Origin of the sequence: Bacillus sp. N3378-2at (assembly GCF_033412715.1) — a bacterium.
In the GTDB taxonomy this organism is placed as follows: Bacteria; Bacillota; Bacilli; order Bacillales; family Bacillaceae; genus Bacillus; species Bacillus subtilis.
Genome location: NZ_CP117986.1, coordinates 1,654,283 through 1,680,181, shown reverse-complemented (window position 1 = coordinate 1,680,181; position 25,899 = coordinate 1,654,283). Strand labels below are relative to the sequence as shown.

Below are 25,899 nucleotides of genomic sequence, written 5' to 3'. Positions count from 1 at the left end.
GCGGAAGGTGCCGGGACAGAGGGGAGGGTTATGATGGAAGATGAACATTGATCTGTTTCAGCTGCTCAATCAGATGATGCCTTAATACTCTATTCGCTTTTTGCAGATGTTTTGGGAAGCATTCAGGAGAAAAAATGACGCACCCTTCAGCAAGCCAGTTTTTTCTATAGGCGATGATGCTTTCCGATGGCTCTAAATATGAATCATCCTCGTGCTGCATCTCGTAATCATCAAATCCGAACTGAAAACCGCAGCACGGGCAGATTTCATGAGAATGATTGCCTTCATGATCATATGGCGGTTCAGCCAATCCCTTAAACCCGCAGACTGGGCAAGTATGCTTCATTTTGCTTTCCTCCCAATAAAATAAGCTGCCGGACATGCCGGCAGCTATTCGACAGCGAAATATGTGGTGACATAGGAAGGCCGGGAGAAGATCGACGTTGTGTCAATTCCGGCAGATGTATCGCGTTTTTTGTGGGCTTCTTTGTAAGAACCGGACTGCTGCCAGTCTTGAAAGGCGCTTTCCGTTTCCCACAAGGTCAGAATGACATAGGTGTCACTGTCAAGCGGACGGAGCACTCGAATTGCTTCAAAGCCAGGCTCGTTTTCGACTTTTCCCGCTCTGTTTTTAAATCTGTTTTCAAACAGCGGACGCCCTTCCTGAGTAACGGCAATATTGTTCAATACTGCAAAACCGGGATGTTTGATCTCTCCGACTTGGTCAATGACTTCATAAGCGTGTGGTGCCTGGAAAACGGTATCTCCGTTTGTTTCATGAATTAAAATGGCGTTTTCCTGCCCCTGCATCAAAAGGATATTTTCTGAGGGATGCTTCTGTACGATCGTTTTTAAAAAATCGGCTGTCCCATATGTAATATAAACCTTCATATCAGCCACCTCCTGCTTGCTAGTATATCAAAACAATGGTATAAGTTTCTATTGGCGAGTGCTTCGAACATAATTCCAAACAATTTTTCCCATACTACCTTTAGAAAGGCGAGGTGAGTTCATGTTTAAGATAAAGAAAAAGAAACTTTTTATACCTATCATTATTTTAGTGTTAACTGCTTTTCTCGCTTTAATAGGATATATTTCAATTATTTTTCTCGGCCATTATGTCATAGATGAAAAAAAGCTTATTCTTCATGCTTCTTCAAAAATTGTTGATCAAAACGGAGATGAGGTTGCAAGCCTGTATACAGAAAATCGCGAGCCGGTCTCGATCAATGAGATTCCAAAGCAGGTCAGAGAAGCGTTTATCGCTGTTGAGGATAAAAGGTTCTATGAGCATCACGGCATTGATGCAAAATCTGTCGGAAGGGCAGTGTATCGCGATATATTAGCAGGCGGAAAGGTGGAAGGCGGAAGCACGATCACCCAGCAGCTTGCCAAAAATATTTTTCTGACACATGACAAAACGTTTCTAAGAAAAACAAAAGAAGTGATCATTGCGATCAATCTTGAACGGGATTACAGCAAGGACAAGCTGCTTGAAATGTATTTAAATCAGCTTTACTTCGGACATGGGGTTTACGGCATACAAGCGGCGTCCCACTATTATTTTAATAAAGAAGTAAAAGATTTGACTGTATCTGAAGGCGCTGTTTTGGCCGCTATTCCGAAGGCGCCTTCTACGTACTCTCCAATTTTGCACCCTGATAAAAATAAGGAGCGGCGTGATACAATTCTAGGCATGATGAATGACCAAGGCTATATCAGTGCGAAAGAGGCTGTCACCGCACAGGGCCGAACGCTTGGACTGCACGTGAAGAAACAGTCGGAAACACCTTGGTTTGACAGCTACATTGACCTTGTGATCAAAGAGGCGGAAGACAAGTATTCCATTTCTGGGGAGCAGCTTCTTCAAGGAGGATACACGATCAAGGTGCCGCTCGATTCGAAGCTGCAGAAAACGGCTTACCAGGTGATGAAAGAGGGTAGCTATTATCCCGGAACAGATCAGAATGCCGAGGGAAGCGCGGTCTTTATTAATAACAAGACAGGCGGTGTAGAAGCGGCCATCGGCGGAAGGGATTACACATCCAAAGGATATAACCGTGTCACAGCTGTCCGCCAGCCGGGTTCCACATTTAAGCCGCTTGCTGTATACGGACCGGCGATGCAGGAAAAGAAATTTAAGCCATATTCTCTATTGAAGGATGAGTTGCAGTCCTACGGAGATTATACGCCGAAAAACTACGACAGCCGGTATGAGGGCGAAGTCACTATGTCTGACGCCATTACGTACAGCAAAAACGCGCCGGCTGTCTGGACGCTGAATGAGATCGGCGTCGAAACAGGAAAATCTTATTTGAAAGCAAACGGCATTGATATCCCTGATGAAGGACTTGCTCTCGCTCTAGGAGGCTTGGAAAAAGGCGTTTCGCCGCTCCAGCTTGCCGGCGCGTTTCATACATTTGCCGCGAATGGAACGTATACGGAACCTTTCTTTATCTCGAGCATAATAGATGAAGACGGAGAAACAATAGCCGATCATAAAGAGGAAGGAAAGCGGGTTTTCAGCAAGCAGACGTCTTGGAATATGACGAGAATGCTGCAGCAGGTAGTCAAAAAGGGAACGGCCACGTCCGGCGCCTATCACGGCGACCTGGCGGGAAAAACAGGTTCTACATCTTATACAGGCGTCTCCGGCGCGACAAAGGACGCTTGGTTTGCAGGCTATACGCCGAAAATAACCGGGGCAGTCTGGATGGGCTATGACAAAACGGATCAAAACCATTATTTGAAAGCCGGGAGCTCATACCCGACGCGGCTGTTTAAGGATATTTTGACACAGGCAGGAGAAACCGGTCATGTGTTCACAAAGCCTAAAAACATTAAAGACCTGGAAAGCCCGATTGAGTTGAAGCCGGTCAAAACACTCACAGCCGATTACACATTTAAAGCAGCGGGACTCTTTACTATTGAATTAAAGTGGGACGCTCAAGAGGATGATCGGGCCGTATACAGAATTTATGTAAACAAGGACGGCGAGGAGACGCTTCTTGATTCGGTTGAAGGGAAGGGAAGCTATGAAATTCCTTATGCCAACTTATTTTCGGGCGCGTCTTATAAAATTGTGCCTTATAATACACAGACAAAAAGAGAAGGGGAAGGAACCGATTACGTTCAGCCAAAATTGTTTTCCTCTTAATGGAATTCGGCGATTTTTTGAACTTTGAGCTACATTTCTATACCATTTGCCTAAAACAAGGTATAGTGGAATAAGTCAAGAAATACGAACGTATGGTTGCCGTATGAAAGGTGGAAATCAGATGAGTAAACGAGAAACGTTTAACGAGACGTTTTTAAAAGCTGCGCGGGGAGAAAAAGCGGATCACACGCCTGTGTGGTATATGAGGCAAGCAGGGCGCTCACAGCCGGAATACCGCAAGCTGAAGGAAAAGTACGGATTGTTTGAGATCACACATCAGCCCGAACTTTGTGCGTATGTCACAAGACTGCCGGTTGAGCAATACGGAGTCGATGCTGCAATCCTTTATAAAGATATCATGACGCCGCTGCCGTCAATCGGTGTGGATGTTGAAATCAAAAACGGGATCGGTCCTGTGATTGATCAGCCAATCCGGTCTCTGGCGGACATTGAAAAACTCGGCCAAATTGATCCGGAACAGGACGTGCCGTACGTGCTTGAGACAATTAAACTGCTTGTCAATGAGCAGCTGAACGTCCCGCTCATCGGTTTCTCAGGTGCGCCTTTTACGCTTGCAAGCTATATGATCGAAGGCGGCCCGTCGAAAAACTACAATAAAACAAAAGCCTTCATGTACAGCATGCCAGATGCATGGAATCTGCTGATGTCCAAGCTTGCCGACATGATCATCGTGTACGTGAAAGCGCAGATTAAGGCAGGCGCAAAAGCGATTCAAATCTTTGATTCGTGGGTCGGCGCATTGAATCAGGCAGATTACAGAACATACATCAAACCCGTAATGAACCGGATTTTTTCAGAGCTCGCAAAGGAGAATGTGCCGCTGATCATGTTTGGCGTCGGCGCAAGCCATCTCGCAGATGATTGGCATGACCTTCCTCTCGATGTTGTCGGGCTTGACTGGAGACTCGGCATTGATGAAGCCAGATCAAAAGGAATCACTAAAACAGTGCAGGGCAACCTGGACCCGTCCATTTTGCTTGCGCCATGGGAAGTCATTGAGAAGAAAACGAAGGAAATACTTGATCAGGGTATGAAATCAGATGGCTTCATTTTCAATCTTGGCCATGGGGTATTTCCTGATGTCAGTCCCGAGGTTTTGAAAAAACTGACAGCGTTTGTCCATGAATATTCACAAAACAAAAAAATGGGTCAATATTCCTAAGCATATCTTTTGGTATCTTAATGATATCCTGTCAAAATGTTTGTATCAGATCATTAAAGAGGGTGTAAACAGTGAGTAGAAAGAAAATGGGGCTTCTCGTGATGGCGTACGGCACGCCTTATAAGGAAGAAGATATTGAACGTTATTATACACATATCAGAAGAGGCAGAAAGCCTGAACCTGAAATGCTTCAAGATTTGAAAGACAGATACGAAGCGATTGGCGGCATTTCACCGCTTGCCAAAATCACAGAAGAGCAGGCGCATAATCTGGAACAGCACTTGAATGAAATTCAGGATGAGATTACGTTTAAAGCGTATATCGGACTGAAGCATATCGAGCCGTTTATTGAAGACGCCGTAGCAGAGATGCATAAGGATGGCATTACAGAAGCAGTCAGCATCGTGCTGGCGCCGCATTTCTCCACGTTCAGCGTTCAGTCCTACAACAAACGTGCCAAAGAAGAGGCTGAAAAACTCGGCGGCTTAACGATTACGTCAGTTGAAAGCTGGTACGATGAACCGAAGTTCGTGAAATATTGGGTTGACCGAGTGAAGGAAACATATGCGTCAATGCCTGAGGATGAAAGAGAAAACGCGATGCTCATCGTATCCGCACACAGCCTGCCGGAAAAAATCAAAGAATTTGGAGACCCGTATCCGGACCAGCTGCATGAATCGGCGAAATTGATTGCTGAAGGCGCAGGCGTTTCCGAATATGCTGTCGGCTGGCAAAGTGAAGGGAACACGCCTGATCCTTGGCTCGGACCCGATGTTCAGGATTTAACACGTGATTTATTCGAACAAAAAGGCTATCAAGCATTTGTATATGTTCCTGTTGGATTTGTCGCGGATCACTTAGAAGTGCTTTATGATAATGATTATGAATGCAAAGTGGTGACTGACGATATCGGCGCAAGCTATTACCGGCCGGAAATGCCAAATGCCAAGCCTGAATTTATTGATGCTTTGGCAACAGTCGTATTAAAAAAATTAGGACGTTAAAGAAGGCGATGAACATGAGTGACGGCAAAAAACATGTAGTCATCATCGGCGGCGGCATTACCGGTTTAGCCGCCGCCTTCTATATGGAAAAAGAAATCAAAGAAAAGAATCTGCCGCTTGAAATGACGCTTGTTGAGGCAAGTCCGAGAGTCGGCGGAAAAATCCAGACTGTCAAGAAGGACGGCTATATCATCGAAAGAGGGCCAGACTCATTTCTGGAACGAAAGAAAAGCGCCCCGCAGCTTGTTAAAGACTTAGGTCTTGAGCATTTGCTTGTCAACAATGCGACCGGACAATCCTATGTGCTTGTAAACCGCACCCTGCATCCAATGCCGAAGGGCGCTGTAATGGGGATACCGACAAAAATTGCGCCGTTTGTTTCTACGGGTCTGTTTTCTTTGTCTGGGAAGGCCAGAGCTGCAATGGATTTCATCCTGCCTGCAAGCAAAACAAAGGATGATCAGTCATTGGGAGAATTCTTCCGCAGACGTGTCGGAGATGAAGTGGTCGAGAACTTAATCGAGCCGCTTCTATCAGGGATCTATGCAGGCGACATTGACAAGCTCAGCCTGATGTCGACATTCCCGCAATTTTACCAGACAGAACAAAAGCATAGAAGCCTGATTCTCGGCATGAAAAAAACAAGGCCTCAAGGCTCAGGCCAGCAGCTGACGGCAAAGAAGCAAGGCCAGTTCCAGACTTTGTCAACCGGATTGCAAACCCTTGTTGAAGAGATCGAAAAGCAGTTAAAGCTGACGAAGGTGTATAAAGGCACAAAAGTGACCAAGCTCAGCCGTGGCGGCTCTGGTTACTCGCTCGAATTGGATAACGGCGTCACACTTGATGCTGATTCAGTAATTGTGACTGCTCCGCATAAAGCGGCTGCGGGAATGCTTTCTGAGCTTCCTGCCATTTCTCATTTGAAAAATATGCACTCCACATCGGTGGCAAATGTCGCTTTAGGTTTCCCTGAAGGCTCCGTCGAGATGGAGCATGAGGGCACGGGTTTTGTTATTTCAAGAAACAGTGACTTTGCGATCACTGCCTGTACGTGGACGAATAAAAAATGGCCGCACGCAGCTCCGGAAGGCAAAACGCTGCTTCGGGCATATGTCGGAAAAGCTGGAGACGAATCCATTGTCGATCTATCAGATAATGACATTATCAACATTGTGTTAGAAGACTTAAAGAAAGTCATGAACATAAACGGCGAGCCGGAAATGACATGTGTCACCCGATGGCATGAAAGCATGCCGCAGTACCATGTCGGCCATAAGCAGCGTATCAAGGAGCTGCGTGAAGCACTTGCATCTGCGTATCCGGGTGTTTATATGACAGGCGCTTCTTTCGAAGGTGTCGGCATTCCCGACTGCATTGATCAAGGAAAAGCTGCCGTGTCTGACGCGCTTACCTATTTATTCAGCTAAAACCTCCGCTTTATCGCGGAGGTTTTTTTGATGTGCAATGGCAATATTGTGTAAAAAAATGATTGAATTGAACAGCAGGTTATGATACATTTGCATATGTACTTAATGACTAAAATGTTCAAACGGTCAGTTTCGAGGTGAATACAATGTCAATAGATCGAAAAAAGCTCATTTTGGAGGCGGCTACAAAGTCTTTCACGCAGTTCGGGTATAAAGCGACGACAATGGATCTTGTCGCAAAACTTGCGAACGTGGGGAAGGGAACCATTTATACTTTTTTCAAAAACAAAGAAGAGCTGTTTGACGAGATTTTCACTACTTTATTAAAGGAAATGAAGCAAAAAGCGGATGAAGCGATGGAGCCGAACCTTCCGTTCCATGAAAATGTGCACAGAGCGCTGTTTGCCATTCTGGAGTTCAGGAAAACACATCAGCTGACGATTAAAATTTTCCAAGAGAATGCCGAGATTGGTACAATGGCAGTTCAGGAAGTGATCCAGAAAATGGAGCGAGCCATACTGTCTTATATCAAAAGTAAGATTGAAGACGGGATCAAAAGCGGCGCAATCAAGCCGTGCGACCCTGAACTGACAGCCTTTGTGATGCTGAAGCTTTATATCGCGCTCATTTTTGACTGGGAAAAACAACACCCCCCGCTTGATAAAGAGACAATTGCGGGACTGCTTGAATTGTATGTTGTCAAAGGATTGTCAGCGAACTAGATAATCCTTTCTCTTTGCAAGAAAATGACCATTTTTCATGATGAGTCAGTTTTAGAATGGAGGCATCAGGATGAACACAATACGAAGTCAGTGGAAAGACATCGTAACAAGTAAAAAATTATTGATTCCCATCATCGCCATTTTGTTTGTCCCGCTTATTTACAGCGGCGTATTCTTAAAGGCTTATTGGGACCCGTACGGCACAGTTGACCAGCTGCCTGTCGTTGTCGTCAACCAAGACAAGGGAGCAACGTATGAAGGAGAAAAACTTCAAATCGGTGATGATCTGGTCAAAGAATTAAAGGATAATAACAACTTTGATTGGCATTTTTCCAATGATCTCGACCAATCGTTAAAGGACTTATTGAATCAAAAATATTATTTAGTTGTCGAGATTCCTGAGGATTTTTCTAAGAATGCCAGCACCGTGTTGGACAAAAATCCAAAAAAATTGGATCTGAAATACCATACAAATGCCGGTTCCAACTATGTAGGGGCAACGATCGGTGAAAAAGCGATTGATAAACTGAAAGCTTCTGTTTCTAAAGAAGTGACAGAGCAATATACGAAAGTTATTTTTGATAACTTTAAAGATATCGCAAAAGGTTTGAGCGACGCGAGCAGCGGCGCGAAAAAAATTGATGACGGCACAAAGGATGCGAAAAACGGAAGCGCACAGCTGAAAGAAAATCTGGCGAAGCTGAAGGAAAGCACCGCTACCATCAGTGACAAAACAGCGCAGCTTGCAGATGGAGCGGCTCAGGTGACGAGCGGCATCCAATCACTTGATAGCTCGCTCGGTAAATTCCAGGACAGCAGCAACCAGATTTATGATAAATCTAGTCAGCTTGCAGCAGGATCAGGCAAGATAACGGGCAAGCTGAATGAACTGAATGCCGGCCTTCAAAAGGTGCAGCAGGGCTTGCCTAATCTGACAAACGGGCTGGATCAGCTCAACAGTAAAGCGCAAGAAGGTTCTGAGAAAGCAGCAAAAGCGGAAAAACTTATAAATGCGCTCGATTTAACGAAGCTTGAAACAGCTGTGAATAACCTCGAAAAGTCAGAAACAGCGATGAAGGAATTTAAAAAACAGCTGTCTGACTTTGAAAACAGCTTAAAAAACCGTGATCAGGCATTCAAAAATCTCATCAACTCGAGTGATTTCTTAACAGCAGAGCAAAAAAGCCAGTTGATCAGCTCTGTTGAAAAGCAGCTTCCGAAAGTTGATGCGCCTGATTTTGATGAAATTTTAAGTGGGCTTCCTTCAGCTGATCAGCTGCCTGACATCGCAACGATAAAAAGCTCATTGGAAGATGTGAAAGCGCAGGTTGCCCAGGTGAAGGCATTGCCGGAAGCTACCTCTAAACTTTATAACGGCGCAAAAGCCACTCAAGACGCGATTGACAAATTAACTGCTGGATCTGAGAAATTATACAATGCGTCACAGCAGGTGACAGATGGCCAAACTAAACTGACAGCCGGCATCGGTGAATATAATAAGCAGTTCGCAAAGGCAAAAGCGGGCTCAGAGCAATTGGTGACAGGAAGCAGCCAAGTATCCGGCGGATTGTTTAAGCTGTTAGACGGGTCTAAACAGGTCCAAAGCGGATCATCAAAACTGGCAGACGGATCTGCATCACTTGATACAGGTTTAGGCAAGCTGTTGGACGGCACAGGAGAGCTGTCTAGTAAGCTGAAGGATGCGGCTGACCAAACAGGAGATATCGATGCTGATGATCAAACATATGGCATGTTTGCGGATCCGGTAAAAACCAAAGATGATGCCATTCATTCCGTTCCTAACTACGGTACAGGGCTGACACCTTATATCCTGTCAATGGGCTTATATGTCGGCGGCATCATGCTGACGGTTGTCTTCCCGCTGAAGGAAGCGTCAGGACGTCCGAGAAATGGTTTTGAGTGGTTCTTCAGCAAATTCAATGTCATGATGCTTGTAGGAATCATTCAATCATTGATTGTGGCGACGGTTCTTCTTCTGGGAATTGGTCTCGAGGTTGAGAGCACGTGGAGATTTTACGTGTTTACGATTATTACGAGTCTCGCTTTCCTGGCAATGATTCAATTTTTGGCCACGACAATGGGCAACCCGGGACGATTTATCGCAGTCATTATTTTAGTGCTGCAGCTGGGAGCAAGCGGAGGAACCTTCCCGCTTGAATTGCTCCCGAATTTCTATCAGGTCATCCATGGCGCATTGCCGATGACCTACAGCATTAACGGATTCAGAGCGGTCATTTCAAACGGTGACTTTGGCTACATGTGGCAGATGGCCGGCGTCTTAATCGGCATCGCCCTCGTCATGATTGCACTAAGCATTACTTACTTTACAATGTTAAGCCGGAAGGAAGAAACATCAGAAGAACAGCGGGCTTCATAAAGAAAAAGAACTTGTTTCCTTGGAAACAAGTTCTTTTTTTGTTACATTCCCCATTTAATAAGCAATCCTGTATAGGTTAATCCGCCGCCAAACCCGAAAAGCAAAACGATTTGATCTTTTTTCAGCTTCCCGGCTTTCACTGCGAGATCGAGCGCCAAAACAATTGAAACCGAAGACGTGTTTCCATAGTGTTCAACACTAGTGAGCGTTTTTTCAATCGGGAACGGTGTTTTTTCACAAATTGACTCGATCATGCGCAAGTTGGCGCTGTGAGGAACAAACCAATCGAGATCATCAGAGCTGAGTCCTGCTTTATGTAAAAGCCGTTCAAATTCGCCAGGGACGGTTCTTGCGGCCCATTTATATACCTCGCGTCCGTTTTGCACCATTTTTCCGGAACCGACAAGCTGCACACCGTTTATTTCATTTCGCAGTCCGGCACGATACAAAATATCGCCGCCGTTCCCGCTTGTTCCTTGTACAGACGCAAGAAATCCCGGCGTCTCTTCATCTCGTTCTACTAACAGCGCACCCGCGGCATCGCCGAACAGTACGCATGTCGTTCGATCGGTATAATCCGTTACCTTTGATAACGTCTCTCCGGCGATGACGAGAATTTTTTGATGAAGGCCTGATGTGATCAATCCATTTGCCAAATGGAGGCCGTAAGTCAGCCCGGCGCATGTCGCATTAATATCCAGCGCGCCGGTGCTTTCCCAGCCGAAATATTCCTGTACGCGGCATGCCGTACTCGGAAAGGCGTAATCGGATGTGGTTGTGGCAACGAGGATCATATCGACATCATCAAGTGTTCCTTTATAACGGCTCTTGAGATTCTTCACCGCTTCTATGCATAAATCAGAGGTAAATTGATGTTCATCCGCAATCCGGCGTTCTCTCATTCCTGTGCGCTGAACGATCCATTCATCAGAGGTATCAACGATCTTTTCTAAATCTGCATTGGTTAAACGTCTGCTCGGCGCATAGGTGCCGATAGCTGTAATTTTTGCTTTTGACATATGAATCACTCCTTATGGTCAGATTATAACACTAGATATTAGTATCTAGTACTAAAAAGAAGGTTTTTTTACAAAAAAAGAGAAGTGTAGAATAGGGAATCTATGAAAAAGAAAAAGGAGGCTGAAAAATGGTCAGTCAAGAAGCAGTAGTCTTTTTGGCATTATCCGGGGCTATTGCGTTTCTGTTGCCAATCGGGCTGATTGTATGGTTTAAGCGAAAGTATGGCGCCTCGCTTAAAGTGTTTTTTATTGGCGCTCTCACGTTTTTTGTCTTCGCTCAGCTGCTGGAAGGCGGCGTTCATGTTTATGTACTGCAAGTGAATGAAATGACGAAAGAAGCGATGCAACATCCATTATGGTATGGCATTTACGGCTGCTTGATGGCGGGAATTTTTGAGGAGTGCGGAAGGTATATGATGATGCGATTTTTTATGAAGCGCCATCATACTTGGGCAGATGGTCTGGCTTTCGGGGCAGGCCATGGCGGGCTTGAAGCCATCCTGATTACAGGCTTGTCCTCTATCTCACTTATTGTATACGCATTTGCAATCAATAGCGGGACGTTTGAACAGCTTTTGGTCAATGGCGACATCAAACAGGCGCTTTTGCCGATACAAGAGCAGCTGCTGCATACTCCTTCGTATGAATGGATGCTGGGCGGAATAGAAAGAATCAGTGCCATTGCCGTCCAAATTGGTCTGTCTCTGCTTGTTTTGTACGCGGTTAAAAGCCGCCGGCCGCTGTTTTTGTTGTATTCTATTCTTTTACATGCACTGTTTAATGTACCGGCGGTTTTATATCAAAGAGGAATCATAGAGCATGCTGCTGCTGTTGAAATCATTGTTGCTCTTATAGCGGCTTTATCAGTTTATTGGATTGTAAAAGCAAAAAGGGTGTTTCAATAAAAGGTCCAAGCAGCAGCAATGCCCGCTTGGAAAAATGTGAATGGAAATATTCATTAAGCATGGGTTATCAGAATATTTCTGATTCAGTCTTTAGCAATGACAGCAAGAATGTCTGTGTTTTTTACAAGAGAAACAATGGTGTTTCTTTTTCTTCTTCTCGCAAGGGTCATGGCATTCTTTCTTTTTCTTGCAATGGTCGTGGAAATCTTTATCGAACCACTCGTCAAAGAACCAAAAATCATCGAACCAATCGTGACAACGACATTTCTGTTCATGTGAATGACGACAGCACATAGAAATCCCTCCTCTTCCCATGCTCTCTACAGCATATGAGAGATTGATAGGAAAAGATTGGACGGGTCCCTCGGGAAAAGAGTATATTTTAAGTAGAAAATAAAAGGAGGAATGCCCTATGACGTCTGTACGTAAAACGATGGAGCTCATTAAAGAACTGGTATCGATCCCAAGCCCGACCGGAAATACATATGAGGTGATCAATTATATTGAAAGCCTTTTAAAAGAATGGAAGGTAGAAACGGTTCGGAACCACAAGGGCGGCTTAATTGCAACGCTTCCAGGACGCGACACATCCCGGCATCGCATGCTGACTGCGCACGTTGACACCCTCGGCGCTATGGTAAAGGAAATTAAAGCGGACGGCCGGCTGAAAATCGATTTAATCGGCGGGTTCCGCTACAACTCGATTGAGGGGGAGTATTGCCAAATTGAAACCGCCTCAGGAAAAACGTACACAGGCACAATCTTAATGCATCAAACGTCTGTGCACGTATACAAAGACGCGGGAAAGGCTGAGCGGAATCAAGAGAATATGGAGATCCGCCTAGATGAACCTGTTCACTGCCGGAAAGATACGGAGGAGCTTGGCATTGGCGTCGGAGATTTTGTGTCGTTTGATCCCCGTGTCGAGATCACATCAAGCGGATTTATTAAATCGCGCCATTTGGATGACAAAGCAAGCGTCGCCTTATTGCTCCGCTTAATTCATGAAATTCAAACAGAAGACATTGAGCTGCCGTATACAACCCATTTTCTTATTTCCAATAATGAAGAAATCGGTTACGGCGGGAATTCGAATATTCCTCCTGAAACAGTTGAATATTTGGCGGTTGATATGGGGGCTATCGGTGACGGGCAGGCGACAGATGAATATTCTGTATCAATCTGTGTGAAGGATGCGAGCGGGCCGTATCATTATCAGCTCAGAAAGCATTTAGTTCAATTAGCCGAGAAGCATCATATTGACTATAAGCTTGATATATATCCGTACTACGGGTCTGATGCGTCAGCAGCGATCAAATCCGGGCATGATATTGTACATGGCCTCATAGGGCCGGGAATTGACGCTTCCCATGCATTTGAACGCACCCATAAATCATCTCTTCGCCATACCGCTAAGCTTCTGTATTACTATGTACAGTCACCAATGGTATAAGGGGGAAGACCAATGAAGATTTATAAGCTGAAAAGCACATTCGGCTGGGAAGGTGATGACGGGTTGGGAGAACAGCTGATTCAGCAGATCCTTGCTGGAGAAAAAACCGCTACGTGCGCGCCGAAATCATTATATTCAAAAGATGAATTGAGGGACGTTTATCAAACAGCGGGTCAGCTTGTTACCGTTTATGATAAACATGACAATCCAAGATGCAATATAAAAGTGACAGATGTCTTTGAAACCACCTTTGGTGCGCCTGATATGAGGTTAGTCAAAGGAGAGGGCAACGGAGACCGAATTGCGGAGTTTCACGAGGACCATCGGATGGCATGGGCGGAACTGATCAAAAGCGGTGAACTGGAGCTGAATGAGGATACTGTTTTGATTACAGAACTGTTTGTGCTTGTTAAAGATTAAAAAAAGCCTGCGGGGCAAGAACCCCGCAGGCTTTTCATTAACCAGAAATGGTTGCGTTTTGTTCTGTTTTCGATTGGGACATAACAGTTTCTGCTTTCGCAGGATTAAACATGCCTTCCCATTTAGACATCACAACGGCAGCAAGCGCGTTACCAGTCAGGTTGACAACTGTTCGTGCCATATCCATGATGCGGTCTACGCCGGCAATAAAGGCAAGTCCTTCAGCCGGAACGCCGATGGTGCCAAGCGTTGCAAGCAAGACAACAAAAGAAGTACCAGGCACGGCAGCCATCCCTTTAGATGACACCATTAAGACGAGCACAAGCGTAATCTGGTGCCAAATCGTCAAATCAATGCCATATACCTGTGCTAAAAAGAGTGCGGCAATAGATTGATAGAGAACGGAACCGTCTAAGTTAAACGTGTAACCGATCGGAATGACAAATGAAACAATTCCTTTCGGACATCCGATTTTCTCCATTTTTTCCATGATGCGCGGAAGAACCGTTTCAGAGCTGGACGTACTGAACGCCAGTAAGATTTCGTCCTTCATGTAAGCAAGGAACTTGAAGATGCTGATGCCGGCAATTTTTGCGACAATCCCGAAAATAACAATTAAGAAGAAAGCAAGCGCGACATAAACCAATCCAACGAGCTTTCCGAGAGAGATAAGAGAACCGAGTCCGAATTTAGACACAGTCACTCCGATAAGAGCGAAAACGCCGAATGGCGCCACTTTCATCACAAGGTTTACAACGTGGAACATGGCATGGGATACACCTTCAAAAAAGGCTAATACAGGCTTGCCTCTTTCACCGATTGCGGAAATACCCAATGCAAATAGTACTGTAAAGCAAATGATGGCTAGAAGATCCCCTTCGACCAATGACTGGAAGAAGTTTGTCGGCACAATATGGAGGAACGTTTCTGCCACTGATTTATTACTTTGTTCTTTTTCAGTTTCAACATATTGACTGATGTCCGATTTTTGAGCTTCGTGTATATTAACTCCTGTACCCGGATGGAAGATGTTTGCAAGGGCTAGTCCGAGAATAATGGCAAAAGTCGTGATGATCTCGAAGTACAGAATCGTTCTGAAGCCTAATTTACCGACTTGCTTTCCATTTCCTGCACCGGCTACACCGATGATTAAGCTGGAGACAACAATAGGAATCACTATCATTTTGATTAAGCGTAAAAAGAGATCCCCGATTGGCTGCAGGTAAGTAGGCAATGCTGGGTTGCCATACCAAATGACGCCAACAATGACACCTAGAATAAGTCCAACGAATATTTGTGTGGCTAATCCAAACTTAATTCTTTTCATAGATTACCTCCCAAAAAACAAAGTATCAACATATATCATGAATAGACATATATTTAATCTCACTATTAGATCAAATTATAATAGATAAGAAATCAATTCGTCTATAGTAAATTATATTTCGAAAATAAAGAATATTCAATGACATTATGATAATCACCAGAATTATCTAAAAACAGGTGAGCTTTGACCTAACCTGACTATTATTTCAAAATTAAGAGATATGTGAAAAAATAAGAAAATCCCACGCGTAAGGCGCGGGATTTTCGCTCATTACAAATCGTTTACTTTTATACAGTCATTGCAGATATTACCATAGCACTCATGCTGCTCTTCTATCTTTTTTCCGCATTCCGCACACTTTTTCGAAGGCAGGTTTCTAAAAAATTCTGTGATTTTCCCCAGCATAACCAATCCCTCTTTCCCCTTTGTAGTGATTTCATTGTAATATAACAGATTGCAAAAATCAATAACTGTTTTGATACAATGTTTAAAACATGCTTTTTTCAAGAAAAATGGGTATATTGAAGGAGGATCAATTTTTTTGAAAAGATAGGAGGACATTATGAAAGTTACAGTTATCGGATGCTATGGCGGTTTTCCGGCCGCAAATGAAGCGACGTCAGGCTATTTGTTTCAGTCAGGTGATTACTCTCTGCTTGTTGATTGCGGCAGTGCCGTTTTGTCTAAGCTGTTCGGATATGTGCCGGCGGAAAAGCTGGATGCGGTCGTTCTGTCTCATTATCACCATGACCATATCGCTGATATCGGGCCGCTGCAATTTGCCAAGCAAGTCGGTTCGTTTCTCGGCAAAGGAGAGCATACGCTTCCGATTTACGGACATGATGCTGATATAGAACAGTTTCAAAAGCTTACATATAAAACACATACGAAAGGGATCGCCTATCAGCCGGATCAGCCGCTGACTGCCGGTCCGTTTACGATTACCTTTTTAAAAACGATTCACCCGGTGACGTGCTATGCCATGCGGATTACTGACGGCAGTCACACTGTTGTTTATACTGCTGATTCCAGCTATCAGGATTCATTTATACCGTTTTCGAAAGATGCTGATTTATTGATCTCAGAATGCAATTTTTATGCCGATCAAGACGGAACAAGTGCAGGCCATATGAACAGCCTGGAAGCCGGGCGCATTGCAAAAGAAGCGGGAGCGGGAGAACTGCTGCTGACACATTTGCCGCATTTTGGCGTGCATGACAATCTTCGCAAAGAAGCGAAAACCGTTTTTAACGGAGAAGTGTATATTGCGAAATCAGGTTTTGTGTGGGAAGGATAAAGGAGGAGCACCATGTTATTTATAGACAATCAAAATATCAATGATCCGCGGATCAATCTTGCTATCGAGGAGTACTGTGTAAAGCATTTAGACCCTGAACAGCAATATTTGCTCTTTTATGTGAATCAACCGTCTATTATCATTGGAAAAAACCAAAATACAATAGAAGAAATCAATACAAAATATGTTGAGGAAAACGGGATTATCGTCGTCCGCCGTTTATCAGGCGGGGGAGCTGTGTACCATGATCTGGGGAACTTGAACTTCAGCTTTATTACCAAGGATGACGGGGACAGCTTTCATAACTTTAAAAAATTCACTGAGCCGGTGATTCAGGCGTTACATCAGCTTGGAGTTGAAGCCGAATTAAGCGGCCGGAACGACATTGTAGTGGATGGCCGGAAAATATCCGGAAACGCTCAGTTTGCAACGAAAGGCCGTATTTTCAGCCACGGCACCCTCATGTTTGATTCAGCCATTGATCATGTTGTATCAGCATTAAAGGTGAAAAAGGATAAAATTGAATCAAAAGGCATCAAATCGATCAGAAGCCGAGTGGCAAACATCAGTGAGTTTCTCGATGATAAAATGACCACCGAAGAATTCCGCAGCCATTTGCTTCGCCATATTTTTAACACGAACGACATTGGAAACGTGCCGGAGTATAAGCTGACGGAAAAAGATTGGGAGACCATTCATCAAATTTCGAAAGAGCGCTATCAGAATTGGGATTGGAACTACGGCCGCTCACCGAAATTTAACCTTAATCATTCGAAACGTTATCCGGTTGGATCGATCGATTTGCGCCTAGAGGTCAAGAAAGGCAAAATCGAGGACTGCAAAATCTTCGGAGATTTCTTCGGTGTCGGTGATGTATCTGAAATTGAAAACCTGCTGGTCGGAAAACAATACGAACGCAGCGTCATCGCTGATGTGCTCGAAGGTGTGAATCTCAAGCATTACTTTGGGAACATTACGAAAGAGGATTTCCTTGATCTGATTTATTAAGGCAAAACACATCGTTTGAAAGAGCGGTTGTGTTTTTGAAATAATGGAGGCAGGAGGGATTCACATGAAAGTGTTTTTAATCGGAGCGAACGGACAAATCGGGCAAAGACTCGTCTCTTTATTCCAAGATAATCCTGATCATTCCATCAGAGCGATGGTCAGAAAAGAAGAACAGAAAGCGTCTCTTGAAGCTGCCGGTGCAGAAGCTGTGCTTGCGAATCTGGAGGGCAGCCCGGAAGAAATCGCCGCTGCGGCAAAAGGCTGTGACGCGATCATTTTCACAGCCGGTTCCGGCGGCAGCACAGGCTATGATAAAACGCTGCTGGTGGATCTTGATGGAGCGGCAAAAGCCATTGAAGCTGCGGACATTGCCGGAATCAAACGGTTTATTATGATCAGCGCCCTGCAAGCCCATAACCGTGAAAATTGGAATGAGGCACTCAAACCTTATTATGTGGCCAAGCATTATGCTGATAAAATTCTGGAAGCGAGCGGTTTAACCTATACGATTATCCGTCCGGGAGGCCTTCGCAATGAGCCTGGAACGGGAACTGTTTCAGCAGCGAAGGATCTGGAGCGGGGATTTATTTCCCGTGAGGACGTTGCAAAAACGGTCATTGCCTCTTTAGATGAGAAGAATACGGAAAATCGGGCCTTTGATCTGACAGAAGGAGATACGCCGATTGCCGAAGCATTGAAGAAACTATGACAGTACTGACACTCAGGGCTTTTTGCTCTTGAGTGTTTTTTTCTGTTTCTCTATAATGGAGGAGAAAGCTTGGCTTCAATAATGAATGACTATTCATTCACTTTAAGGGGTGGGAGAATGAATCTTGTTTCAAAATTGGAAGAAACAGCATCTGAGAAGCCCGACAGCATCGCATGCAGGTTTAAAGATCACATGATGACGTATCAAGAGCTGAATGAATATATTCAGCGATTTGCGGACGGCCTTCAGGAGGCCGGTATGGAGAAAGGGGACCATCTAGCTTTGCTGCTTGGCAATTCGCCTGATTTTATCATCGCGTTTTTTGGCGCTTTAAAAGCTGGGATCGTGGTTGTTCCCATCAATCCGTTGTACACGCCGACAGAAATTGGTTATATGCTGACAAATGGCGATGTAAAGGCGATCGTGGGCGTTAGCCAGCTTTTGCCGCTTTATGAGAGCATGCATGAATCGCTGCCAAAGGTTGAGCTCGTCATTTTATGCCAGACGGGGGAGGCAGAGCCGGAAGCTGCGGACCCAGAGGTCAGGATGAAAATGACAACGTTTGCAAAAATATTGCGGCCGACATCTGCTGCTAAACAAAACCAAGAACTTGTCCCTGATGATACCGCGGTTATTTTATATACGTCAGGAACGACTGGAAAACCGAAAGGCGCAATGCTGACTCATCAGAATTTGTACAGCAATGCCAACGATGTCGCAGGCTATTTGGGAATGGATGAGAGGGACAATGTGGTCTGCGCTCTTCCCATGTTTCACGTGTTTTGTTTAACCGTCTGTATGAATGCACCGCTGATGAGCGGCGCAACTGTCTTGATTGAGCCTCAATTCAGTCCGGCATCTGTTTTTAAGCTTGTTAGGCAGCAGCAGGCGACCATTTTTGCCGGTGTGCCTACAATGTATAACTACTTGTTTCAGCATGAAAACGGAAAGAAAGATGATTTTTCTTCGATCCGGCTGTGCATTTCGGGAGGCGCGGCCATGCCAGTCGCGTTGCTGACGGCGTTTGAAGAAAAATTCGGTGTTACCATTTTGGAAGGCTACGGGCTCTCGGAAGCATCACCCGTCACGTGCTTTAACCCGTTTGACAGGGGCAGGAAGCCGGGCTCCATCGGGACAAGTATCTTACATGTCGAAAACAAGGTCGTAGATCCGCTCGGACGCGAGCTGCCCGCTCACCAGGTCGGCGAATTGATCGTGAAAGGCCCCAATGTGATGAAGGGCTATTATAAAATGCCGATGGAAACAGAGCATGCATTAAAAGACGGGTGGCTTTATACGGGGGACTTGGCAAGACGGGATGAGGACGGCTATTTTTACATTGTTGACCGGAAAAAAGACATGATCATTGTAGGAGGATACAATGTGTATCCGCGGGAGGTGGAGGAGGTGCTGTACAGCCATCCGGACGTCAAGGAGGCGGTTGTCATCGGCGTGCCGGACCCCCAAAGCGGGGAAGCGGTAAAGGGATATGTGGTGCCGAAACGCTCTGGGGTAACAGAGGAGGACATCATGCAGCACTGTGAAAAGCATCTGGCAAAATACAAGCGGCCTGCCGCCATTACGTTTCTTGACGATATTCCGAAAAATGCGACGGGGAAAATGCTCAGACGGGCACTGAGAGATATTTTGCCCCAATAAAATGAAAAAGCGAAGCGGTTAGCTTCGCTTTTTCATTTTCAATCCTTTGCTTCTTTTTTAATAATATTTAGCAGCGCCTTTGTATCATTTTTGCTCAATTTGTAGTATGTGCCATCCTTCGAAAAAACGGCTTGCTGGCTGCCGTCAATCCATAGTCTGAATGAGTCATACCGGTCTTTATGAAACTTGATTGTCCCTTCGTAATCAGGGGCTGATGTTTTTTCTGTCTTCACCTGTTTTCCCTGATTCATAATATCCAGCATATCTTTGACGTGCTGTCTTTTTTCAATCTCGATATCTTCCTGGCCGCTTGAAGACAGTGTGATCAAATCCGCGTCTACCGATTGATACACATCGCCTGATCGGCTGTAAAGATAAAAAAATGCGATAAACACAAGACCGATTACCACGATGGCTGCCACTATTTTTTTCATTTGCATCACTCCAAACATTGTTAGTTTTCCCAGCGATCGGGCTTTCCATGCTTAAAAGGGTGGAAAAGTGCGGAACACAGCTTGGTTCTAAGAATTTGAATTTATGATTACAATAGAAGTAACGGGTTGATGTGAGGAGTGAGGCGTTATGCGCAAGTGGATTGCGGCAGCAGGACTTGCTTACGTGCTGTACGGGCTGTTTTTTTATTGGTATTTTTTCCTGTCGGGTGATTCCGCAATACCGGAAGCCGTGAAAGGGACGCAGGCTGATCCGGCTTCTTTCATGAAGCCGTCTGAGTTGGCAGTGGCCGAGCAGTATTCGAATGTCAAGAATTTTTTATTTTTTATCGGGGTACCACTTGATTGGTTTCTGTTTTTTGTTCTGCTTGTCAGCGGTGTTTCAAAGAAAATCAAGAAATGGATCGAAGCGGCCGTGCCTTTTCGGTTTTTGCAGACCGTTGGTTTTGTGTTTGTGCTTTCGCTGATTACAACATTGGTGACGCTGCCTTTAGATTGGATAGGCTATCAAGTATCGCTTGACTATAACATTTCCACACAGACAACGGCCAGCTGGGCTAAGGATCAGGTTATCAGCTTTTGGATCAGCTTTCCAATCTTTACGCTTTGCGTTCTCGTTTTTTATTGGCTGATCAAAAGGCATGAAAAAAAATGGTGGTTATACGCCTGGCTGTTAACAGTGCCGTTTTCGCTGTTTCTGTTTTTTATTCAGCCGGTCATTATCGATCCTTTATACAATGATTTTTATCCGCTGAAAAACAAAGAGCTTGAAAGCAAAATTTTAGAGCTGGCAGATGAAGCCAATATTCCGGCTGACCATGTATATGAAGTGAACATGTCAGAAAAAACAAATGCGCTGAATGCCTATGTTACAGGAATTGGGGCCAATAAACGGATTGTATTGTGGGATACGACGCTGAACAAACTTGACGATTCAGAAATCCTGTTTATTATGGGCCACGAAATGGGCCATTATGTCATGAAGCACGTTTACATCGGTCTGGCTGGTTATTTGCTCGTGTCGCTCGCCGGATTTTATGTCATTGATAAGCTTTACAAGCGGACGGTTCGCCTAACCCGCAGCATGTTTCATTTAGAAGGACGGCATGATCTTGCGGCACTTCCGCTGTTATTGCTTTTGTTTTCTGTTTTGAGCTTTGCGGTGACGCCTTTTTCTAATGCTGTCTCGCGTTATCAGGAGAATAAGGCTGACCAGTATGGGATCGAGTTGACAGAGAACAGAGAAGCCGCTGTTAAAACGTTTCAGGATTTGGCCGTGACGGGGCTGAGCCAGGTTGATCCTCCGGTGCTTGTGAAGATTTTCAGAGGCAGCCATCCTTCGATCATGGAACGGATTCAACATGCGGAGAAAGAAGAGAATGCGCCGGAACATCAGGATGCTGACAAATAAAAAGAAGCAGGTATGGAGGAACCTGCTTCTTTTTACTATTATTGTGCAGCTGCTTGTACGTTGATTAACCCTTTTCCATAGTAGAAAGAGTTTCCAAGATATGTTGCAGTGCTTTCTAAACGATCACGGACTTGCGCGTTTGTCCAAGTCGGGTGCTTAGAAAGAATTAGCGCTGCTGCTCCGGCAACGTGAGGAGTCGCCATGGACGTTCCGTTATAAGCGCCGTAAGTGCCTCCAGGAAGTGTGCTTTGGATGGACACGCCAGGAGCCATTACATCAAGCTCAGAACCTACGCTGGAGAATGAAGCTCTTTGGTTGCTGCTGTTTACCGCACCTACTGCAATAGTAGAAGGATATTTTGCAGGGTAGCCGACTGTGCTTGTGCTTCCGGATGAACCTTCGTTTCCGGCTGCGGCAGCAACGACGATACCGCTGGAAACCGCTTTATCAACTACTGTTTTCAGCGCTGTAGAACCAGTAGGTCCGCCAAGGCTCATGTTGATAACATCCATATTGTTGGAAATGGCCCACTCAATGCCGTTAATAATCCAGCTATATTGGCCGCTTCCTGTTGAATCAAGCACTTTTACTGCATATAATGATGCGCTTGGCGCTACGCCCAGAACACCGATTGAGTTATTAAGAGCGGCAATCGTACCGGCGACATGCGTACCGTGAGAACTGCCGTCCTGGTATGGGTTTGTTTCAGAAGGAACGAAGCTTGCTCCGCCTCTGACGTTTAAGTCAGGATGAGAAGAGTCAATTCCGCTGTCGATAACAGCTACTTTTACGTTAGAGCCTGTGTAGCCTTGAGAGTGAAGAGCCGGCGCTTTAATTTGAGAAATGCCATAAGGAACAGATTGCGCATATTCATGTGCAATATGATCTTCTTCCACATATGCAACGCTCGGATCTTTTTTCAATTCTTTTACAGCTTTTTCATCCAATGTTGCTGCGGCCGCGTTAACATACTTAAATTGCTTTTGAACCTTTCCGCCTTTTTCAGAAATAACATCCTTTTTCTTGGCGGAACTCATGGCACTCATTGTCTGCTTAAATCCGACAATGTATTTCTTTTCTGTACTGCTTTTTCCGGCAGCCTGCGCAGACATGTTGCTGAACGCCATCGTAAAGATTAACGTTAACGCAAACAACAAGCTGATCCACAATTTTTTGCTTCTCACTCTTTACCCTCTCCTTTTAAAAAATTCAGAGTAGACTTACTTAAAAGACTATTCTGTGCATTTATTGTAATAGATGGAATAATATTTTAGTAGACCCATTTTTTTGAGATGATTTTATCTCTATTTAGGTATATCATCTCTCGCTATTTCCGTAGAGACTCGAAATAACTATTTTCATACAGAAAAGAACGAAAATAGACATGAGTAAATGTTCATTATGCTGAAATGTCATGCTTTTTTAGGTTAAATGCTCCTGAGTCCCGGCAAATTCCTGTCGAAAAAATTCGTTCGAATGACCTGCATATGCTTCCGTGAGAACAATTGATATTATCGTGATCTTTTTTCAATGCATGATGATAAAAGTATTCTGGAAAATAAACTTTACAGAAAATTCGATTAGGGATAGAATGAAAAAATTTATTGAGAGGGAGGAAGAAATGAGATGAACATTCGCCAAGCAAAGACATCAGATGCAGCAGCCCTCGCGCCGCTGTTTAACCAATATCGGGAATTTTATAGACAGGCATCCGATTTGCAAGGGGCGGAGGCTTTTTTGAAAGCTCGTTTGGAAAATCATGAGTCTGTTATTTTGACAGCAGAAGAAAATGGAGAATTCATAGGTTTTACCCAGCTCTATCCAACGTTTTCTTCTGTGTCAATGAAAAGGATCTACATATTAAATGACTTATTTGTCGCTCCTTATGCTCGTACAAAGGGAGCGGGCGGCCGGCTACTTTCTGCCGCAAAGGATTATGCAGGGGAAAACGGGGCAAAATGTTTAACGCTTCAGACTGAGCACCACAACAGGAAGGCAAGAAGCTTGTATGAGCAAAACGGCTATGAAGAGGATACCGGATTTGTCCATTATTCTCTCAATGTGCCGGCGAAGTGAAAATGGCAGCTTGATGATTTGGTTTTTTGAACGTTCTTCGGTTACGATATAAATGAAAAGGAGTGTGCCGAATGTCAACGTTATTTCAAGCATTGCAGGCAGAAAAAAATGCCGATGATGTTTCAGTCCATGTGAAAACCATATCAACAGAGGATTTGCCTAAGGATGGTGTCCTGATTAAAGTTGCTTATTCCGGCATCAATTACAAAGATGGTCTGGCCGGAAAAGCAGGAGGCAATATCGTCAGAGAGTATCCACTTATTTTAGGCATTGATGCTGCGGGTACGGTCGTCTCTTCCAATGATCCGCGTTTTGCGGAGGGGGATGAGGTGATCGCGACAAGCTATGAGCTCGGTGTCTCCCGTGATGGCGGATTAAGTGAATACGCTTCGGTGCCTGGTGACTGGCTGGTGCCTTTGCCACAGAATCTTTCGTTAAAAGAAGCGATGGTGTACGGAACGGCGGGATTTACTGCGGCGTTATCAGTGCATCGGCTTGAACAGAATGGTCTGTCTCCGGAAAAAGGCAGCGTGCTAGTCACAGGAGCAACCGGCGGTGTCGGCGGAATTGCGGTATCGATGCTGAACAAGCGGGGCTATGATGTGGTGGCAAGCACCGGAAACCGGGAGGCGGCTGATTATTTGAAACAGCTCGGTGCAAGCGAAGTAATCAGCAGGGAAGATGTCTATGACGGAACGCTTAAGGCGCTGTCCAAGCAGCAATGGCAGGGAGCGGTTGATCCAGTCGGCGGAAAACAGCTTGCCTCGCTTTTAAGCAAAATTCAATACGGCGGATCTGTCGCAGTGAGCGGCTTAACCGGCGGAGGAGAAGTTCCGGCAACGGTGTATCCTTTTATTCTTCGCGGAGTAAGCCTGCTCGGAATCGATTCAGTATACTGTCCGATGGACGTCAGAGCCGCTGTTTGGGAGCGCATGTCTTCTGATCTCAAGCCTGATCAGCTGCTGACCATCGTGGACAGGGAAGTATCATTGGAAGAAACGCCGGGTGCGTTAAAAGATATTTTGCAAAATCGCATTCAAGGAAGAGTGATTGTGAAGCTTTAACAGGATCAGCTTGCAAGTTATTTTTCTGCAAGCTTTTTTGTGGACAGGATGATCAGCTGCTGAACTGCTGTGTCGCGAAACTAAATTTTCCTGTAAACTGAACTTTCTCTTCTCATTTGAAAAACAATTAGTGATAATGATTCTCATTCCGTGTTATACTACTCTTGGACATCTTAACCATAGAAACTACCAACAGGAGAGACTGGAACCTATGAAAAAAACACTGATTATTCTTACAGTTTTACTTCTTTCTGTCTTAACGGCTGCTTGCTCGTCTTCAAGCGGCAATCAAAACAGTAAAGAACATAAAGTGGCGGTAACACATGATTTAGGGAAGACAAATGTGCCTGAGCATCCGAAGCGGGTTGTTGTTCTTGAGCTTGGTTTTATTGATACACTGCTTGATCTCGGCATTACGCCTGTCGGGGTTGCCGATGACAACAAAGCGAAGCAGCTGATCAACAAGGATGTGCTGAAGAAAATTGACGGCTACACATCTGTCGGCACTCGCTCACAGCCAAGCATGCAAAAGATTGCTTCATTAAAACCCGATTTAATTATTGCTGACACGACCCGGCATAAGAAGGTGTACGATCAGCTGAAAAAAATAGCGCCGACGATTGCGCTTAATAATTTAAATGCTGATTATCAGGATACAATTGACGCTTCGCTTACGATTGCAAAAGCAGTCGGCAAGGAGAAGGAAATGGAGAAAAAGCTGATGGCGCATGAAGAAAAGCTTAGCGAGACAAAGCAGAAAATCAGCGCGAACAGCCAGTCCGTGCTTTTGATCGGAAATACAAATGATACGATTATGGCCAGGGATGAAAACTTCTTTACATCGAGACTTTTAACACAGGTCGGCTATCGATATGCAATCAGTACATCAGGCAATAGCGATTCAAGCAATGGCGGCGACTCTGTGAATATGAAAATGACACTGGAGCAGCTGCTGAAAACAGATCCGGATGTGATCATCCTGATGACAGGAAAAACAGATGACCTCGACGCCGACGTTAAACGCCCGATCGAAAAGAATGTCCTTTGGAAAAAGCTGAAGGCAGTGAAAAACGGGCATGTATACCACGTGGACCGTGCGGTATGGTCTTTGCGCCGCAGTGTAGACGGGGCGAATGCCATTTTGGACGAGCTTCAAAAAGAGATGCCGGCTGCTAAGAAATAAAAGAAAAGACAGGCAAACGCCTGTC

The 25,899-nt window shown here is 44.9% G+C and carries 24 protein-coding genes and 1 pseudogene; 17 read left to right on the top strand and 8 right to left on the bottom strand.

The genetic code is table 11. The annotated features are described in order from the left end of the window. Positions 1-28: 28 nt before the first annotated feature. Positions 29-346: pseudogene (locus tag PUN35_RS09220) on the bottom strand (hypothetical protein). Between the two features lie 44 nt (positions 347-390). After that, positions 391-891, bottom strand: coding sequence for a heme-degrading oxygenase HmoB (hmoB, locus tag PUN35_RS09215; RefSeq protein WP_003244748.1), 501 nt, complete (start codon positions 889-891; stop codon positions 391-393). A gap of 121 nt (positions 892-1,012) precedes the next feature. Here hmoB and PUN35_RS09210 point away from each other — a divergent pair, with 121 nt between their 5' ends. The 6 genes from PUN35_RS09210 to PUN35_RS09185 all read left to right on the top strand — a co-directional run bounded on the left by PUN35_RS09210 (position 1,013) and on the right by PUN35_RS09185 (position 9,891). Further along, on the top strand, positions 1,013-3,157 hold the full coding sequence (locus PUN35_RS09210; protein ID WP_014479344.1) for a transglycosylase domain-containing protein: 2,145 nt from the start codon (positions 1,013-1,015) through the stop codon (positions 3,155-3,157). A 121-nt stretch (positions 3,158-3,278) separates the two neighbouring features. Next, complete coding sequence (gene hemE, locus PUN35_RS09205) at positions 3,279-4,340, top strand: uroporphyrinogen decarboxylase (RefSeq protein ID WP_014479345.1); 1,062 nt, start codon at positions 3,279-3,281, stop codon at positions 4,338-4,340. Between the two features lie 71 nt (positions 4,341-4,411). Then, positions 4,412-5,344 carry a ferrochelatase gene (hemH, locus tag PUN35_RS09200; protein ID WP_014479346.1) on the top strand — a complete coding sequence of 311 codons (933 nt, stop codon included), beginning with the start codon at positions 4,412-4,414 and terminating at the stop codon, positions 5,342-5,344. 14 nt (positions 5,345-5,358) lie between these two features. After that, positions 5,359-6,771, top strand: coding sequence for a protoporphyrinogen oxidase (hemY, locus tag PUN35_RS09195; protein ID WP_014479347.1), 1,413 nt, complete (start codon positions 5,359-5,361; stop codon positions 6,769-6,771). 146 nt (positions 6,772-6,917) lie between these two features. After that, positions 6,918-7,493, top strand: coding sequence for a TetR/AcrR family transcriptional regulator (locus tag PUN35_RS09190; protein WP_014479348.1), 576 nt, complete (start codon positions 6,918-6,920; stop codon positions 7,491-7,493). 70 nt (positions 7,494-7,563) lie between these two features. Further along, entirely contained in the window at positions 7,564-9,891 is a 2,328-nt protein-coding gene (locus PUN35_RS09185; protein ID WP_014479349.1) for a YhgE/Pip domain-containing protein, read from the top strand. A 41-nt stretch (positions 9,892-9,932) separates the two neighbouring features. Here the strand turns inward: PUN35_RS09185 and fabHB are convergent, their stop codons facing one another. Further along, complete coding sequence (fabHB, locus tag PUN35_RS09180; protein WP_003233200.1) at positions 9,933-10,910, bottom strand: beta-ketoacyl-ACP synthase III FabHB; 978 nt, start codon at positions 10,908-10,910, stop codon at positions 9,933-9,935. Positions 10,911-11,038: 128 nt separating this feature from the next. Between fabHB and PUN35_RS09175 the strand changes: the two genes are divergently transcribed. After that, complete coding sequence (locus tag PUN35_RS09175; protein ID WP_014479350.1) at positions 11,039-11,815, top strand: YhfC family intramembrane metalloprotease; 777 nt, start codon at positions 11,039-11,041, stop codon at positions 11,813-11,815. 83 nt (positions 11,816-11,898) lie between these two features. On the opposite strand, the gene PUN35_RS09170 is transcribed toward PUN35_RS09175, so the two are convergent. Next, positions 11,899-12,090 (bottom strand): hypothetical protein, encoded by a 192-nt coding sequence (locus PUN35_RS09170; RefSeq protein WP_003245634.1) that lies wholly within the window; start codon positions 12,088-12,090, stop codon positions 11,899-11,901. Between the two features lie 137 nt (positions 12,091-12,227). On the opposite strand from PUN35_RS09170, the gene PUN35_RS09165 reads away from it, so the two are divergent. Together PUN35_RS09165 and PUN35_RS09160 are read left to right on the top strand one after the other, a co-directional pair. Next, positions 12,228-13,268, top strand: coding sequence for a M42 family metallopeptidase (locus tag PUN35_RS09165; RefSeq protein WP_014479351.1), 1,041 nt, complete (start codon positions 12,228-12,230; stop codon positions 13,266-13,268). 12 nt (positions 13,269-13,280) lie between these two features. Further along, positions 13,281-13,688 (top strand): ASCH domain-containing protein, encoded by a 408-nt coding sequence (locus tag PUN35_RS09160; protein WP_014479352.1) that lies wholly within the window; start codon positions 13,281-13,283, stop codon positions 13,686-13,688. Positions 13,689-13,725: 37 nt separating this feature from the next. Here PUN35_RS09160 and gltT read toward each other — a convergent pair whose 3' ends face one another. Beyond that, on the bottom strand, positions 13,726-15,015 hold the full coding sequence (gene gltT / locus PUN35_RS09155) for a glutamate/proton symporter GltT (RefSeq protein WP_014479353.1): 1,290 nt from the start codon (positions 15,013-15,015) through the stop codon (positions 13,726-13,728). 270 nt (positions 15,016-15,285) lie between these two features. Continuing rightward, positions 15,286-15,420 carry a protein YhfH gene (gene yhfH, locus PUN35_RS09150; RefSeq protein WP_003244802.1) on the bottom strand — a complete coding sequence of 45 codons (135 nt, stop codon included), beginning with the start codon at positions 15,418-15,420 and terminating at the stop codon, positions 15,286-15,288. Between the two features lie 157 nt (positions 15,421-15,577). On the opposite strand from yhfH, the gene PUN35_RS09145 reads away from it, so the two are divergent. From PUN35_RS09145 to lcfB, 4 genes are all read left to right on the top strand, one after another. Continuing rightward, entirely contained in the window at positions 15,578-16,312 is a 735-nt protein-coding gene (locus tag PUN35_RS09145) for an MBL fold metallo-hydrolase (protein WP_014479355.1), read from the top strand. Between the two features lie 12 nt (positions 16,313-16,324). After that, complete coding sequence (gene lplJ / locus PUN35_RS09140) at positions 16,325-17,320, top strand: lipoate--protein ligase (protein ID WP_014479356.1); 996 nt, start codon at positions 16,325-16,327, stop codon at positions 17,318-17,320. A gap of 64 nt (positions 17,321-17,384) precedes the next feature. After that, the gene (locus tag PUN35_RS09135; RefSeq protein WP_014479357.1) at positions 17,385-18,029 is read left to right on the top strand and encodes an SDR family oxidoreductase; all 645 of its coding nucleotides are present in this window, start codon (positions 17,385-17,387) and stop codon (positions 18,027-18,029) included. Between the two features lie 117 nt (positions 18,030-18,146). Then, positions 18,147-19,688 (top strand): long-chain-fatty-acid--CoA ligase LcfB, encoded by a 1,542-nt coding sequence (gene lcfB, locus PUN35_RS09130; protein WP_017695353.1) that lies wholly within the window; start codon positions 18,147-18,149, stop codon positions 19,686-19,688. A gap of 38 nt (positions 19,689-19,726) precedes the next feature. On the opposite strand, the gene PUN35_RS09125 is transcribed toward lcfB, so the two are convergent. Continuing rightward, on the bottom strand, positions 19,727-20,122 hold the full coding sequence (locus PUN35_RS09125) for a YhfM domain-containing protein (RefSeq protein WP_014479359.1): 396 nt from the start codon (positions 20,120-20,122) through the stop codon (positions 19,727-19,729). Between the two features lie 148 nt (positions 20,123-20,270). On the opposite strand from PUN35_RS09125, the gene PUN35_RS09120 reads away from it, so the two are divergent. Then, positions 20,271-21,551, top strand: coding sequence for a M48 family metallopeptidase (locus PUN35_RS09120; RefSeq protein ID WP_003233175.1), 1,281 nt, complete (start codon positions 20,271-20,273; stop codon positions 21,549-21,551). A 38-nt stretch (positions 21,552-21,589) separates the two neighbouring features. On the opposite strand, the gene aprE is transcribed toward PUN35_RS09120, so the two are convergent. After that, positions 21,590-22,735 (bottom strand): subtilisin AprE, encoded by a 1,146-nt coding sequence (gene aprE, locus PUN35_RS09115; RefSeq protein WP_014479360.1) that lies wholly within the window; start codon positions 22,733-22,735, stop codon positions 21,590-21,592. Positions 22,736-23,177: 442 nt separating this feature from the next. On the opposite strand from aprE, the gene PUN35_RS09110 reads away from it, so the two are divergent. The 3 genes from PUN35_RS09110 to PUN35_RS09100 all read left to right on the top strand — a co-directional run bounded on the left by PUN35_RS09110 (position 23,178) and on the right by PUN35_RS09100 (position 25,874). Next, complete coding sequence (locus PUN35_RS09110; protein ID WP_014479362.1) at positions 23,178-23,627, top strand: GNAT family N-acetyltransferase; 450 nt, start codon at positions 23,178-23,180, stop codon at positions 23,625-23,627. A 71-nt stretch (positions 23,628-23,698) separates the two neighbouring features. Continuing rightward, positions 23,699-24,691 carry an NADPH:quinone oxidoreductase family protein gene (locus PUN35_RS09105; RefSeq protein ID WP_003233163.1) on the top strand — a complete coding sequence of 331 codons (993 nt, stop codon included), beginning with the start codon at positions 23,699-23,701 and terminating at the stop codon, positions 24,689-24,691. 211 nt (positions 24,692-24,902) lie between these two features. Next, the gene (locus tag PUN35_RS09100; RefSeq protein WP_031600342.1) at positions 24,903-25,874 is read left to right on the top strand and encodes an ABC transporter substrate-binding protein; all 972 of its coding nucleotides are present in this window, start codon (positions 24,903-24,905) and stop codon (positions 25,872-25,874) included. Positions 25,875-25,899 lie beyond the last annotated feature (25 nt).